At 65.0% G+C, this 14603-nt stretch carries 10 protein-coding genes and 1 pseudogene; 8 read left to right on the top strand and 3 right to left on the bottom strand.

The genetic code is table 11. The annotated features are described in order from the left end of the window. A pseudogene (locus Q7U29_RS14950) lies at positions 1 to 229 on the top strand (sulfite exporter TauE/SafE family protein); the annotation flags it as partial. A gap of 339 nt (positions 230 to 568) precedes the next feature. Here the strand turns inward: Q7U29_RS14950 and Q7U29_RS14945 are convergent. Together Q7U29_RS14945 and Q7U29_RS14940 are read right to left on the bottom strand one after the other, a co-directional pair. Next, entirely contained in the window at positions 569 to 2155 is a 1587-nt protein-coding gene (locus Q7U29_RS14945; RefSeq protein WP_304742709.1) for a DHA2 family efflux MFS transporter permease subunit, read from the bottom strand. Between the two features lie 58 nt (positions 2156 to 2213). Beyond that, positions 2214 to 3497 (bottom strand): HlyD family secretion protein, encoded by a 1284-nt coding sequence (locus tag Q7U29_RS14940; protein ID WP_304742707.1) that lies wholly within the window; start codon positions 3495 to 3497, stop codon positions 2214 to 2216. Positions 3498 to 3685: 188 nt separating this feature from the next. Between Q7U29_RS14940 and Q7U29_RS14935 the strand changes: the two genes are divergently transcribed. From Q7U29_RS14935 to Q7U29_RS14915, 5 genes are all read left to right on the top strand, one after another. Next, a complete protein-coding gene (locus Q7U29_RS14935; protein ID WP_304742705.1) occupies positions 3686 to 4327 on the top strand; it encodes a TetR/AcrR family transcriptional regulator in 642 nt (213 codons plus the stop codon). A gap of 254 nt (positions 4328 to 4581) precedes the next feature. After that, positions 4582 to 5565: a TAXI family TRAP transporter solute-binding subunit gene (locus Q7U29_RS14930; protein WP_304742703.1), complete on the top strand. Its 984-nt coding sequence runs from the start codon at positions 4582 to 4584 to the stop codon at positions 5563 to 5565. A 9-nt stretch (positions 5566 to 5574) separates the two neighbouring features. After that, the gene (locus Q7U29_RS14925; protein ID WP_304742701.1) at positions 5575 to 7461 is read left to right on the top strand and encodes a TRAP transporter permease; all 1887 of its coding nucleotides are present in this window, start codon (positions 5575 to 5577) and stop codon (positions 7459 to 7461) included. A 297-nt stretch (positions 7462 to 7758) separates the two neighbouring features. Then, a complete protein-coding gene (locus tag Q7U29_RS14920; RefSeq protein ID WP_304742699.1) occupies positions 7759 to 8259 on the top strand; it encodes a peptidoglycan-binding domain-containing protein in 501 nt (166 codons plus the stop codon). Positions 8260 to 8462: 203 nt separating this feature from the next. Beyond that, on the top strand, positions 8463 to 9509 hold the full coding sequence (locus Q7U29_RS14915; RefSeq protein WP_304742697.1) for a trans-aconitate 2-methyltransferase: 1047 nt from the start codon (positions 8463 to 8465) through the stop codon (positions 9507 to 9509). A 263-nt stretch (positions 9510 to 9772) separates the two neighbouring features. Here the strand turns inward: Q7U29_RS14915 and Q7U29_RS14910 are convergent, their stop codons facing one another. Next, positions 9773 to 12415, bottom strand: a complete 2643-nt coding sequence (locus Q7U29_RS14910; RefSeq protein WP_304742696.1) for an EAL domain-containing protein — start codon at positions 12413 to 12415, stop codon at positions 9773 to 9775. 302 nt (positions 12416 to 12717) lie between these two features. Here Q7U29_RS14910 and Q7U29_RS14905 point away from each other — a divergent pair, with 302 nt between their 5' ends. Both Q7U29_RS14905 and Q7U29_RS14900 read left to right on the top strand, forming a co-directional pair. Beyond that, entirely contained in the window at positions 12718 to 13374 is a 657-nt protein-coding gene (locus Q7U29_RS14905; protein ID WP_304742694.1) for a TetR/AcrR family transcriptional regulator, read from the top strand. 30 nt (positions 13375 to 13404) lie between these two features. After that, positions 13405 to 14603, top strand: a 1199-nt coding sequence (locus Q7U29_RS14900) for a molybdopterin-dependent oxidoreductase (protein WP_304742692.1), incomplete at its 3' end; no start/stop codon positions are given.

Below are 14603 nucleotides of genomic sequence, written 5' to 3'. Positions count from 1 at the left end.
CAACTGGACGGTGCTGTTCACCGCGCTCTGCCTGCAGGCCGGCATGGGCCTCGTCAGGCTGGACGTGGTCTGGCTCGCAGCGATCGCATTCCCGGCAACGGTCACCGGCGCGTGGCTCGGCGCACGGGCCTATCGTGCACTGAGCGACCGCAATTTCAGGGATCTGGTGCTGGGACTGCTGTTTCTGTCCGGCGTCGGACTGGTCTGGAGCAGCCTCGGCGTGAAGTAGCCCTGCATGCTCCGCCGGCTCAGGACTGATGCGAGTTCGCCGATGCGCTATTGCGCCTCGCAGCAGGATCGCGATCAGAACCGTCAGCAGGGGATATTGAAAATCCGCGCGGCCGGATCGTACCGTGCGGACCAGATCACCGAAGCAGGGAGGCGCCGGGCTCTCTTCTGATGGTTTCAGTCATGTCCTCGTGCCCTGCGACGGTTCCCGGATGCGCGGTCTATGCTGCCGAGATGCCGCCCGCAAATTTGCGAACGTCATTCCGCCGCCGAGACACGACCGAATTCCGTCGCCTGCCGTTCGAACAGGCCGCGCAACATGACAAGCGCGTGATCGCACTCAATGTCCGGGCTCCGACAGCAGGCTGGCGGGCCTTTTCAGGAATACCAGCAACACGATGAGGCCGAAATAGAACACCGTCAGGATGAAGAAGGCGTCGCCGAATCCCATCACCACCGCCTGGCGGTGCACGATATTGGACAATTGCTTCAGCGCCATCAGCGAGGCGTCGCCCATGCCCTGCATGCGCTGGGTGAACATGTTCAGCGTCTCGGTCGCGGTGGCGTTGCCCCAGGTCACCCTTTCGTGCAGCCGGGCGATATGCAGGTCGGTGCGCTGGTTCAGCACCGAATTGATGACCGCAAGCCCGAGCGCACCGCCGAGATTGCGCGTCAGGTTGAACAGGCCCGAGGCATTCTTGACCCGGTCGGGGGCCAGCGTCCCCAGCGCGATGGTGTTGGTCGGTACCATCGCGAGCATCATGCCGACGCCGCGCAGTATCTGCGGCACCAGCAGTTCGTAGAAGTCGTATTCGCGGGTGATCCATGTCATCTGCCAGGAACCGAGCGCGAACAAAGCGAGGCCCGCCGCGATCAGCAGCCGCATATCGACCTTGACCATCAGCCGGCCCACGATCGGCGCGGACAGGAACATGGCGGCGCCGGAGACGAACATGGTCTCGCCGATCATCAGCGCACTGTAGCCGCGCACTTCCGCCAGATAGCGCGGATACATATAGGTCAGGCCGTACAGGCCGATACCGACGCAGAACGAAATCAGGCAGCCGATGCCGAAATTGCGGTCGCCGAAGGTCCTGATATCGACGATCGGTTCATCGACCGTCAGCACGCGCCAGAAGAACGCGATCGCGGAGACCGCGCAGATCGCGGCGCAGACCGCGACCGAGGTGTCCTGCAGCCATTGCGAATGCGGCCCTTCCTCCAGCACATATTCCAGCGTTCCGAGAAAGCCGGCCATGAAGATCAGGCCCCACCAGTCGAACCGATCCAGCAGCTTGAAGTTCGGCTGATCGAAATCGACCAGCGCCAGCACGCCGATGGTGATGGCGATGCCGGGCACGATGTTGATGAAGAACAGCCAGTGCCACGACATCCAGTCGGTGATGATGCCGCCGACCGTCGGACCGATGGTCGGCGCCAGGGTGGCGACCAGTCCGATGATCGGGCCGACGATGTAGAATTTCGAACGCGGGAACACCGTATAGGCCGAGGCGAACACGGTGGGGATCATGCCGGCGCCCATGAACCCCTGGATCGCGCGCCACACGATCATCTGCTCGATGGTCGAGGCAAATCCGCAGAAGAAGCTGGCGATGGTGAAGCCGGAGGCGGAAATCGCAAACAGCAGCCTGGTGCCGAACGCCCGCGACAGGAAGCCGGACAGCGGGATCCCGATTACCTCGGCGATCAGGTACGAGGTCTGCACCCACGACACTTCGGATGAACTCGCCGACAGCCCGGCCTGGATCTCGGCGAGCGAGGCCGAGACGATCTGGATGTCGAGGATCGACATGAACATGCCGAACACCATGATGAGAAACGCGAACAGCCGCCGCGGCGCGATGCGGTCGGACGGCGCAGCCGCTTCACTCATCATCGAAGGCGGGGCGGTGGTGGCGTCAGCCATGATCTGCTCGGGTCAGGACGGGCTCATGAAATCGGGCGCGCCGCCCGGCTGCTGCAGATTATTTCGGCGCCGCGTCGAGGTCGGCTTCGCTGTCGGCGTCGGCGGCGCCCTCGTTGGTATCGACGGTGACATAGACCGACATGCCGGCGCGCAGCAGGTTCTGTCTGGCGACGTCCTTCGGCACCCGGATGCGGACCGGCAGCCGCTGCACGATCTTGGTGAAATTGCCGGTGGCGTTGTCGGGCGGCAGCAGCGTGAACACCGAGCCCGCGGCGGGCGAGATGCTGTCGACGCTGCCGGTGAACTTGCGGAAGCCGTAGGCGTCGACCTTGATCGTCACCGGCTGGCCCGGACGGATCCGCTTGAGCTGCGTCTCCTTGAAATTGGCGTCGATGAAGACGCTGTTCAGCGGCACCAGATTGCCGAGGCGCTGCCCGGCCTGGATGAAGTCGCCGGTGTTGACCATGCGATTGGAGAAGGTGCCGTCGACCGGCGCGCGCACCGCGGTGAAGTCGAGGTCGCGCTGCGCCTTGGCGAGCGACGACTGCAATTCCACCAGCTGGGCGCGGGCCTCGTTCTGCTGCGCCCTGGTCACCTCGACATTGTCGCGCGCGGCATCAAAGGCGGCTTGCGCCGATTTCACCGAGGCGAGGCCCTGGTCGCGTCCGGCTTCCGAGACTTCGAAGGTGGCGCGCGAGGCAAATCCCCTGGTGCTCAGCGCCTGCTGGCGCTCGAAATCGAGACCGGCCCGCTTCAGCGACGCTTCCGCCGAGGTGAGCTGCGCCCTCGCCTGCTCGACCGCGCTTCCCATCGCGGCGACCTGACGGCCGATACGGTCGATGGTGGCCTGCTGGGTCGCGATCTTGCTGCGCGCCGCATCCACCGCGATGCGATAATCGCCGTCGTCGATCCGGAAGATCACGTCGCCGGTGTGGACCACGGCATTATCGCCGGGCAGGATGGAAGCGATGTGGCCCGACACCCGGGCGCCGAGCGTCGAGTTGTTGGCGCGCACATAGGCGTCATCGGTGGAGATGTAGAAACGTCCGACCAGAACGTAGTGAACGGCATAGCTGGCCGCGGCGAGCGCGAGCAGCGCCACCACGCCCAGCAAAACCAGTTTGCGCTTGCCCGATTTCGGCGCGGCGGGATCGGCGGCGGCCGCAACAGCGGCCGGCTTGTCGATCGCGGGACCGACAGGCGCTTCGGCGGAACGGCGGGCAGCCGGCTCGTCCGAAGCATGGGAACGAGGCTGCTCGACGGCAGGCACGTCGCGCGAACCTTCCGCCACATCCGGTTGGGGACGAAGGATGCGTGCGGCCTGGTCTCTCGCTGCGGCCATCACGGCCTCCCCAACTGCAATGTCGCGACGCGGGCGCAGCCGAAAATCGGCCGTTCCGCCTCACCGGATTTTCAAATTAGCATTGACCGAACGGTTCGGTCAATGCATATTAATATCGCCCGACCCTACAATGCGGTTTCTTTCGACGGCGTATCCAGCAGGGGAATCTTTCCGGAAAAGCTAAATCAATGGTTGCAGCAAAGCCCACATCGCTCCAGCTCGTCGGCGACGAGGATTCCTCGAAGCGCCGCCAGATCGTCGACGGCGCGCGCAAGGTGTTCATGAATCTCGGCTTTGACGGCGCCAGCATGGGCGAGATCGCCCGCTCGGCCGGGGTCTCCAAGGGCACGCTGTATGTCTACTTCGCCGACAAGAGCCGGCTGTTCGAAGCCATTGTCGAGGAGGAATCGCTCGAGCAGGGCAAGGTGGCGTTCAATTTCGATCCCGAACGCGACGTCAACGCCACGCTGATGGATTTCGGGCAGGCCTATATCCATCTGTTGTGCCGGCCGGGCGGCGGATCGGCGATCCGGACGGTGATGGCGATCGCCGAGCGGATGCCCGAGGTCGGCCGCCGCTTCTACAACAACGTGGTGGCGCTCACCATCGCCAAGCTCGCCGCCTATCTCGAGGCGCATGTGCGATCCGGCGATCTCGAAATCGAGGACTGCCAGCTGGCGGCAACGCAGTTCATGCAGATGTGCCAGGCCTCGCTGTTCATGCCCTTCGTGTTCCAGGCCGCACCGGCGCCCTCCGCCGACCGCATCGCGCAGGTGGTCGGCAGCGCGACGCGGATGTTTCTGGCGGCGTATCAGACGAAGCCGGATTGACGAGGGCAGCATCTTTACTTCCGCTCGCGAGCGGCACCGAGTTGCAGTGCACGCAAGCGCGGTTGCGGATGCTTCGTTGACAGTCGCGGCGGCGAGCAGGTAGCTTGCCCGGCAGCAGGACGGATGCCTAATTTCCGCATGCCACGGGTATCGAAGTCGCCGCCTAGAATGTGCGGACACGAGCCCCCAACAAACGGCTTCAAAAAACCAGCCGCGCCAAAGGGAGTTGAAACGCCAAAGGGGGAGGTTTGACCATGTCCGCCCATATTCGTGTTGCGCGACGCGCAGTGCGCCTGGCCGCTGCCGCAACACTGGCCGTCGCGGGCGCCGCCCATGCCCAGCAAAAGACCGACGTCATCTTCAGCGCCGGCCCGACCGGCGGCAGTTGGACGCCGATGGCGGCGGCGGCGTCGCAAGTCGTCAACAAGCGATTTCCCGACCTGAACGTTCAGGTCGAGCCGGGCGCCGCCCTCGTCAACATGGAGAAGATCCGCAACGACAAGGCCGATCTCGGCTGGTCGATGACGACCGTGATGTCCGATGCGCAGAAGGGCGAGGGTCAGTTCGCCGGCAAGCAGACCGACAAGGGTCTTTTCGTCGCCAACTTCTATCCCAACGTCTGGCAGCTGGCGGTTCCCGCCAACAGCGACATCAAGAGCGTCAAGGATCTGAAGGGTCAGCCGGTGGCGCTGCCGTCGCGCGGCAACACCAGCCTGGCGGCCGGCTGGGAGTATCTGCTCAAGGTCAACGGCATGTCGCTGAACGATCTCGGCGCCAAGAGCTACGGGCCGGTGTCGTCCAATGCCGAGGCGGTGAAGAACCGGCAGGCGATGGCGGTTGGCTGGTTCACGGTGGTGCCGGCGTCCTTCATCATGGACCTCGGTTCGGCGATGCCGGTGCGGGTGCTCGGGGTCACCAACGAGGAGATGGCAGCGCTGCAAAAGCTCAATCCGGGCTTCGTGCCCTACACCCTCAAGGCCGGTCTCTACAAGGACCAGGGCGTGACCGAAGCCGTGCAGACCTTCCAGTCGCCCACCGTGCTGATCGCATCCTCCAAGACATCTGCCGACGTGATCTACAAGATCACCAAGGCCATCGTCGAAGGGCGGGATGAGTTCGGCAACGTCACCAGCGTCATGAAGGGCGTGACCGGGGCTGACATGGCCACGAACTTCGGCATGCCGCTTCACCCCGGCGCGGAGAAATACTACCGCGAAGCGGGATTGCTCAAGAAGTAGGAACGCACCGTGCGCAAGCTCACAGGCTACGCGGGCCTGGTCGTCGGCGTGATCGCGGTCGTAATGTCCGTGTATCACGTCTACGCGCGGCTGACGGTATACGCTCCCGATCAGCAGGCCCTGCTCTATATCACGCTCGCCTTCAGCCTGGTGCTGTCGTTCCTGTTGTGGCCTCGCCGCAAGGACGCGCCATCTGACCGCGTGCCGTGGGAGGATCTCGCTCTGGCGGGTCTGTCGCTCGCTTGCATCGGCTACATGTTCGTGAATTACGACTACATCGTGAACCGTTTTCCCACTGCCGATCCGTTGACCCGAATGGACATGGTGGTGGGAATCACCGCCACCCTGCTGGTGCTGGAGGCGACGCGACGCACGATCGGCGCGGCGCTGCCGATCGTGGCGATCGTCTTCCTGCTTTACGCGTTCGCAGGCCCCTGGCTGTACGGCTGGACTTACCACAGAGGCCTCACACTCGAGATCGCGATCGACCAGACCTATTTCACTACCGAGGGCATTTTCGGAGTGCCGATGACGGTGGCCGCCACCTACGTCATTCTCTTCATCATTTTCGGCACGTTCCTCGAGAAATCCGGGGCGGGTCAGTTCTTCATGAACTTCGCCAACGCGATCGCCGGCGGCGCGCGCGGCGGCCCCGGCAAGGTGGCGGTGGTCTCCTCGAGCCTGTTCGGCACGATCTCCGGCTCCGCCGTCGCCAACGTCATGGTCGACGGCTGGCTGACCATTCCGATGATGAAGAAGACCGGCTTCAAGCCCGAGGCGGCAGCCGCCATCGAGGCGGTGGCCTCGACCGGCGGGCAGATCATGCCGCCGATCATGGGGGCGGCGGCCTTCGTGATGGCCGAGTTCCAGGGCGTCAGCTACACGCAGGTGATGATCGCCGCGGCGATCCCCGCGTTCTTCTACTACGGGGCGCTGTTCGCCGCGATCCACTTCAACGCCGTGCGCTCCGGGCTGAAGGGCCTGCCGCGCGAGGAACTGCCCGTTCTCGGCCACATCATGCTGCGCCAAGGCCACCTGTTCCTGCCGGTCATCGTGCTGCTGGTGCTGCTGCTCTACGGTTTCACGCCGACCTATGGCGCAATCATCGCAACGGTCGCGCTGGTCGGCATCTCGTGGCTGCGTCCTTCGACCGGGCTGGGCTGGCGCGCCTGCCTCGAAGGCCTGCGCGACGGCGCGGTGCAAACCGTGCCGGTGGCGATGGCGTGCGCGTCCGCCGGAATCGTGATCGGCATCGTGCTGCAAACCGGGCTGGCGCTGCGCTTCACGGCGTTTCTCATCGACTTCACCTACGGCTCGCTGCTGCCCGCGCTGCTCATCACCATGGTCGCCGGCGTCATTCTCGGCATGGGGATGCCGACCACTCCCGCCTACATCATGCAGGCGGCGCTGCTGGTGCCCGCGATCATGAAGCTCGGAGTGGAGCCGATGGCGGCGCACATGTTCGCGTTCTACTTCTCATGCCTGTCTGCGGTGACGCCGCCGGTGGCACTGGCGGTGTATGCCGCCGCGTCGATCGGCGGGGCCGGCCTGTGGGCCTCGGGGGTGCAGGCGATGAAGTTCGCCGCCGCCGGCTTCATCGTGCCGTTCTTCTTTGTCTACAACCCCGCGCTGCTGTTCCAGGGGCCATGGCCAGAGATTATCGGCGCTGTGCTGACCGGCACCGTCGGAGTGATCGCGCTGGCCGCCAGTCTCGAGGGCTACTTCCTGCGTGTCGCCACGTGGTTCGAGCGCGCGCTGTTCTTTGCGGCCGCCATGCTGTTGATCGATCCCAACGCCGTCACCGACGTCATCGGCCTGGTCCTGCTTGCCATCGTCCTGCTGCTGCAGAAGCTGCGGGCTCCGCAACCCACCATGGCGCGGGAGGCGAGCACATGACCCGCACCCAATCCGCCGCATTGACGCTGATCGCCGCCGCGCTCGTCATCGGCACCGTGGTCTACGGCGTGCTGCGCATTTATGCCGCCTGAGCCCGTTCGGGCTGCCATCGCGTGGTGCAATGCGGTGTAACAATCGACGCCCGCGATGGAACAAAGCGATCCGGATGGAAGTTGCCGAGCACGAACCCGCACCTTTGGATCTGGACGCCGCCGGCAGTCTTGCTCTGCGGCGCCCTGCTTGAACCGACCCGGTTCGCAAAGGGAATCCGAGCTTCAAGACCAGGGGAAATAGCCCATGCGTGTCCTGATCTTCGCATTGTCGCTCCTGGGAATTGTAACCGTTGCGGACGCCGCCAGGGCCGGCCCGAGCCTGACCACGCGCGACGCTTCGGCATCCGCCGATCCGGCTGATGTCACCGAGGAAGCAACCCGGCAAACCGAGAATCAAATCGGCCTCGACAGGCGCAAGCGCCGCGACGTGCAGCGCCAACTGACCGGTCTCGGCTTCGACACCAGGGTCAACGGTCGATTTGACAAGTCGACCCGCGCCGTCATCGCGCGCTGGCAGGCTGCGCGCGGCTATCCCGAAACCGGCTTTCTCAATGCGTCGCAGCACCAGGCGCTGCTGAGCGAATCCGTTTCGACGGCGCAAGCCAGCGCAACCGACAAGGCCAGTGACGATCGTCCGGCCCGTCGGCGCGGCGGTGCCCGCCATCACCGCGGCCCGGGCGGTCCGATTGCCGCGATCGGCGGGGTGGTGGGCGGCGTGGTCGGCGGCGTGTTCGGACGCCGCTAACCCATCACCTGACATAACATACCCGACACGCCAAAGTGATCGACGGATCGCGCCGCGCACGCGGCATTTCGACGGCGTTTGCGCTGAGCTGGCTCAAATGGCTCGAAAGCGGCCATTCTGGCTCTCACGACTTGCAATACCCAGCCTTATCCCACGGCCGCGGGCGATGACCGCAACAAGCCATTTGGAAAAGGTTGAGAATTATGATGATCGATAATCAAAAGCTCGAGCAATTGCTCGGCACCGTCGTGAACGAACTCGGCGCGGCATCCAACGCCGCGCTCGTGATCATCGGTGACAAACTGGGGCTGTTTCGCGCGCTGGCGGCCGGCGACATGACATCAACAGCGCTTGCCGAAAAGACCGGCACGCACGAGCGCTATGTGCGCGAATGGCTGGCGTCGCAGGCAGCCTCGGGCTTCGTCAGCTATAATGCCGCGACCGGCACCTTCTCGATGAGCCCCGAGCAGGCCGCCGTGTTCGCGATCGAAGACAGCCCCGTGCACATGGCCGGCGGCTTCTATTCCCTGAGCGCGATCTATTGCGACGAGCCGAGGCTCGCCGAAGCCTTCAGGAGCGGCAAGGGCGTCGGCTGGGGCGAGTATTGCAACTGCCTGTTCTGCGGCGTCGAGCGCTTCTTCCGCCCCGGCTACAAGAACCATCTGGTGGCGGACTGGCTGCCGGCGCTCGACGGCGTGGTCGCCAAGCTCGAACGCGGCGCGAAGGTGGCGGATGTCGGCTGCGGTCACGGCGTATCCACTCTGCTGATGGCGGAGGCGTTTCCGAACTCGGAATTCGTCGGCATCGACTTTCACGAAGCGTCCGTCACGCATGCCATGAAGCATGCCGGCAGCTTGCGCAATGTGCGCTTCGAAACCGCGCGGGCGCAGGATTTCCAGGGCTCCGGCTATGATCTCGTGACCGTCTTCGACGCGCTTCACGACATGGGCGACCCGGTCGGAGCCGTCGCTCATATCCGCGACAGCCTGAACGCCGACGGCACGCTGATGCTGGTGGAGCCGATGGCGGGCGACCGGCTGGAGGACAACCTCAATCCGGTCGGGCGGGCCTTTTATGCGTCGTCCGCCAACATCTGCGTGCCGACCTCGCTCAACCAGGAAGTCGGCGCCGCGCTTGGCGCACAGGCCGGCGAGAAAAGGCTGAGCGAGGTGATCCGCCAGGGCGGTTTCGGCCGGGTGAGAAGGGCCGTGGCGACCCCGTTCAACATGGTTCTCGAAGCGCGCGTTTAATCCCAACCCCGAGGCCGGCTGGGGAGAGCCGGCCCATCATTGATGTTGATGCCATGATCATTCATTTCATTCATTGCCATGCCGACACATTACGCACCGGATCGCCGCTGTTGCTCGTGGGCCTGCGTGCCCGTTGCGTGCTGATCCGCAACACATTGTGGTCCCGGATCAACCGCCACTTTGCGCGTCGCCTGCGTCAGCGCACCGCGTATTTCCGCTTGCTCCAGGGCCGGGCTGCCGGCCACGGGACACCATCGAGGACGCTAAAGCCCCTTGGTGGAGGAAATGCGCGGTGAAGACCCGGACGGCGGTTGGGCCGGCGAATGGTTCAGGGATCTGCCGACGATCCGCAGCATCGCACTCGCGCGCCTGGCGCTGTGCTCGAGCAGCCAGCGCCCGAACGCGGGCGGCGACAGCGCCGGGGCGTAGAGGAATCCCTGAATCACGTCGCATCCGAGTTCCGCCAGCCAGTTTCGCTGCCCCTCGGTTTCGACGCCTTCGGCGACGACGGTGAGCTGCAGGCTCTGGCCGACGCGAACCACGGCGGTAACGATCGCCCGCGCGCTGGGGTCGCGCTCGACATCCTGCATGAAGCTGCGGTCGATCTTCAGCTCGCGAATCGGCAAATGCGCCAGCCGGCTGAGGCTCGAATAGCCGGTGCCGAAATCGTCCAGCGACAGCCCGACTCCGAGTTCGCGCAGGGTATTCATCGTCTCGATCGCGACCGAGCGCTCGTTCAGGAACAAGCTCTCGGTAATCTCGAGCACGAGCGCTTCCGGCGGCAGACCATGCTCGGCGAGGATTCCGGCCACCACCGATGCCAGGTTCGGGTTCTCGAAACTGATCGGCGACAGGTTGACCGACACGCAGGGAATATCTAGCCCGGCCTCGCGCCACTCCGCCATTTGCCGGCAGGCCTCGCGCATCGCCCACAGGCCGATCTGTTCGATCAATCCGCACTCTTCGGCCAGCGGGATGAATTTTGCGGGCGAGACCTCGCCGAGCACCGGATCGTGCCAGCGCGCCAGCGCCTCCACGCCATGGATGGCGCCGTCATTGGTCCGGATCTGCGGCTGATAGTGCAGTTTCAGGGTATCGCTTGCGATCGCGCCGCGCAGCGCCGCGCTGTGCGCCAGCCGCTGCTCGGCGAGCCGGTCCATGTCGGCGCTGAAGAAGCGGTAGGTGGAACGGCCAGCCCGCTTGGCCTTGTACATGGCCGCGTCGGCCTGCTGGATCAGCGTATCGATATCGGTCGCGTTGTCGGGATAGATGCTGATGCCCATGCTGGCGGACATCGACACCTGCCGGGTGCCGATCCGAAACGGCAGCAGCAAAGCTTCGGTGATGCGCGACGCGACCGTCGAGGCTTCAGCCGCGTCACGGTTCGGCAACACGACCACGAATTCGTCGCCGCCCAGGCGCCCCAGCATGTCGCCCGGCTGAATCTGCGCGCGCAGGCGCCGGGCAAACTCGACCAGCAATTCATCGCCGGCCGAGTGTCCGAGCGTATCGTTGACGTCCTTGAAATTATCGACATCGAGGAAAGCCAGCGCAACGTGTTGGCCGGCGGGGCAGGCCACGATCGCTTCCGAAATCAAGTCGCGCAGGCGCGCGCGGTTCGGCAGGCCGGTCAGCGTATCGTAATAGGCAGGCCGCGCGATCTGGGCCCGTGCTTCCTTGCGCTCGATCGCCAGCGCGCCGAGATGCACGCACGCGTCGACGATGCGCTGATGCCAGCGGCTGGGCGGGCGGCACTCCCTGAAATAGAAGGCGAAGGTTCCGATCACGCGGCCGTCCTTGCCCTTGATGGGCGTGGACCAGCAGGCGCGCAAGCCGGCCTCGAGCGGACGCTTCTTGAACGGCTGCCAGCGCGGGTCGGTGTCGAGATCCCTCGCCAGCACCGACTCGCCGCAGAACGCCGAGGATCCGCACGAGCCGATATCCGGGCCGATCGCGACGCCCTCCAGCGCCCGGGAATAGTCTTCGGGCAGGCTGGGGCCTCCCAGCGGATGAATCAGGCCATCGGCGTCGATGTGGAGCAGCGAGGACACGACATCGGGCGCGATTTCCTCGACGCGGCGGCAAAGCCGGTCGGCGATATCGGTAATGTCGAGTTCATCGGCCAGCGCGCTCATGATCAACTGCTGCAGCGACCGCAGCTGCTTGGTCTCGCTGATATCGCTCAGAAGAGCGATCATTTGCCTGACCCGCCCGCGCCCGTCGCGGAACGCCTTGACGTTGGCCGAGATCCAGACTTCGTCGCCATTCCTGTCATAGACGAGGATTTCCTCCTCGCCGCCGTTTTCCTCGCCGATCCAGTGTCGCAGCTTTGCCAGCGTCCTGCGGTCGGTATGGCGGCCCACCATCAGCTCGTTTACCCGCCGCCCCTGCGCTTCCTCGAGCGAGTACCCGAACAGGGCCGTAAACGCGGCGTTGATATAGATGATCCGCAGTTCGGGATCGGTGACGACCACCGCGCGGTTGGTCCTGTCGGCGACGGCATGGAGCAGCGCCGCCCTCTCCCGTCGTTCGACCTCCGCGGTGATGTCCCGGACGAAAGCGATGGTGCGTTCCCGGCCGCCGACCTCGACCCGCGACAGCGACAGCGCGGCACGAAGCCGGCTGCCGTCCTTGCGCGCGATCCTGGTCTCGGCCGGGATGGCGTGGTCGCTGATCGCGGGACCCGAGGCCGGCGTCGCAAGATCATGCAGCTCCTTGAGCCCCAGGCGGCTCACATGGCCGCCGACCACTTCGGCGCGATCCAGCCCCCAGATCAGTTCGGCCGCCGCGTTGAAATAGCTGACCTGAAGATCGCCATCGATGATCACCACGGCATCGTTCGCCCGCTCGAGCGCGGCGAGCAGGACATCCGGAGTTTCGACCAAGGGGTAATCGCGTGCGTTCATCATCCAACCCTGATGCCCTCTTGCCCATCGAGGCCTCAAGCCCGACGGAGAGGCGCCCATTGGTGAAAAGCGTATGGGCCTTGAAGTGTTGAAATGGTTGTTCGAGCCAGTTCCGCATGGCGGAAAGAGATCATGCTTAAGAATTGGTTTACCGGAACCGGCGCGCGAGAATCCTCGGGACCACCACCGCATCGATGTCCGCCATTAATGAACGGACCATGCGGCGCGGCCGGGGAGGCGGCGGCGGCGCACCACACGGTTTCGTTATTTGACACTTCTTCATATTTTGTCAAAATCGACAAATGAAGCCGCGCGACCGCATTCTCGATGCCGCCATGACCGTGTTCCGCCGGCACGGCTTCCGGCGCTCGTCGATCGAGCAGGCGGCCGAGGCCGCCGGCCTGACGCGGCAGGCGCTCTACCACCATTTCGAATCCAAGGAAGCGCTGTTCCGCGCCGTCATCGTACGGGTGCATGAGGATGCCATGGCCGCCGAGGTCGCGGCGGCGAACGCCGCGGAGAAAGCCGGCGGCGGTTTGGCCGATATTCTGGTCGCCGGGGTAACCGCGCGGCTGCGGCAGTTCATCGCCTCGTTCGAGGGCTCGCCCCATATCGAGGAGCTGTTCTCCGAACATCTGCTGCAGGCCCGCGACCTCTACCTGAAATATGCCGAGCTCTACGCCGCCCAAGGTGCTGCCACGATCGAGCGGATCTGCCGCAAGCAGCGCCTCGCGCTCGCCGAAGGCATGACGCCGCAAAGACTGGCGCAATGCCTGGAGATGGCGATCAACGGCGTCAAGTCGGCGCATCCGGGGATGCAGCCGGCCGACGCCTTCGTCGACGCGCTCACCACCATGGCGCGGATGCTGGTCGCCGGCGCCGTCACGCCCTTGGCGAAGCCGTCATCGGCCAAGTCCGCCACCAGGAAGACTGTCCCCAAGAAGCCCGTCCCGAAATAGCCCACCCGCAAACAATTCTGGAGGTCGCAAATGAGCACGATGACGATCAACGGTCGCCTCGCCCCCCTGCCCGACGATCCCGATGCGCTTCTCGTCGATGTCATAAGGGACGATCTCGATCTGACCGGCACCAAGCTGGTGTGCGGGGCCGGCGTGTGCGGCGCCTGCACCGTGCTGGTGGATGGTGCGCCGGGCGTGAGCTGCCTGATGCCGGCGCGCGCCGCCGCCAATACCGCGGTGACGACGGTGGAAGGCATCGGCGCGACACAACTGCATCCGGTGCAGAAGGCCTTCATGGCCCACGACGCGCTGCAATGCGGATTCTGCACGCCAGGTTTCGTGGTCGAGGCCGCGGCGTTTTGCGATTCCTGGCGCAGGGACAAGGGAACGGCGATTCCGTCGCGCGAAGAAATCGGTGCGGCCTTGTCGGGACATCTGTGCCGCTGCGGCGCCTATGACGGCATCTTCAATGCCGTGGCTGCGGCCTGCGCCGGGCATTTCGATGGCGTCGATCCGAACCCGCCGCGCGTCGAGGCGCGGCAGAAGGTGACGGGATCAGCCAAATACACCGTCGATATCCGCCATGACGGACAGCAGGAAGGCGTCATCCTCCGTTCGCCGTTTCCGCACGCGCGCATCACCGAACTCGACCTTGCTCCGGCGCTCGCGCTGCCCGGCGTCAGCGCCGCAGTCTCGCTGCTCGGCGACGACCGCATGGTGCGTTATGTCGGCGATCCCATCGCCGCCGTTGCCGCAAAGGACCGCAAGACCGCGCTGGCGGCCATCGCTACCATCAAGCTGACCAGCGAACGCCTGCCGTCGGTGATCGGACTGGATGCCGCGCGCAAACCGGATTCGCCCGTGGTGTTCGAAAAATCCAGCCGCAAGAAGGCGGGCAACGTCTCGGAAGGCACGCCCGCGCCGGCCGCCTGGAACGGCAATGTCCGCGGACCGTCCGCGGCGTTTTCGCAGAAGGCGAAGAAGGCGAAGGGCTGGATCGCGGGCGCGCGTGAGCAGCAAAATCCGTGGCTGGTCGAGGAGACTTTCCGCACCGGCACGCAATCGCATACCAGCCTGGAGCCGCACGCCACCGTCGCGCGTTTCGACGGCGACCGGCTGACCGTGCACGCCTCGACGCAGTCGGTGTTTCACGTCATGGAGCTGATCGCCAAACGTTACAAGCTCGGGCATGACAAGGTTCGCGTCATCGCCGATCACGTCGGCGGCGG

The sequence above is a fragment of the Bradyrhizobium sp. genome, from assembly GCF_030654605.1.
In the GTDB taxonomy this organism is placed as follows: Bacteria; Pseudomonadota; Alphaproteobacteria; order Rhizobiales; family Xanthobacteraceae; genus Bradyrhizobium.
This window is presented reverse-complemented; position numbering and strand designations above follow the sequence as displayed.

Excerpts from the sequence above, each read along its gene's own strand:
- Q7U29_RS14905 (WP_304742694.1), top strand. The coding sequence starts at position 12,718 with ATGAAGCCGCGCGACCGCATTCTCGATGCCGCCATGACCGTGTTCCGC.
- Q7U29_RS14915 (WP_304742697.1), top strand. The coding sequence starts at position 8,463 with ATGATGATCGATAATCAAAAGCTCGAGCAATTGCTCGGCACCGTCGTG.
- Q7U29_RS14935 (WP_304742705.1), top strand. The coding sequence starts at position 3,686 with ATGGTTGCAGCAAAGCCCACATCGCTCCAGCTCGTCGGCGACGAGGAT.
- Q7U29_RS14910 (WP_304742696.1), bottom strand. The coding sequence starts at position 12,415 with ATGAACGCACGCGATTACCCCTTGGTCGAAACTCCGGATGTCCTGCTC.
- Q7U29_RS14945 (WP_304742709.1), bottom strand. The coding sequence starts at position 2,155 with ATGGCTGACGCCACCACCGCCCCGCCTTCGATGATGAGTGAAGCGGCT.
- Q7U29_RS14940 (WP_304742707.1), bottom strand. The coding sequence starts at position 3,497 with ATGGCCGCAGCGAGAGACCAGGCCGCACGCATCCTTCGTCCCCAACCG.
- Q7U29_RS14920 (WP_304742699.1), top strand. The coding sequence starts at position 7,759 with ATGCGTGTCCTGATCTTCGCATTGTCGCTCCTGGGAATTGTAACCGTT.
- Q7U29_RS14930 (WP_304742703.1), top strand. The coding sequence starts at position 4,582 with ATGTCCGCCCATATTCGTGTTGCGCGACGCGCAGTGCGCCTGGCCGCT.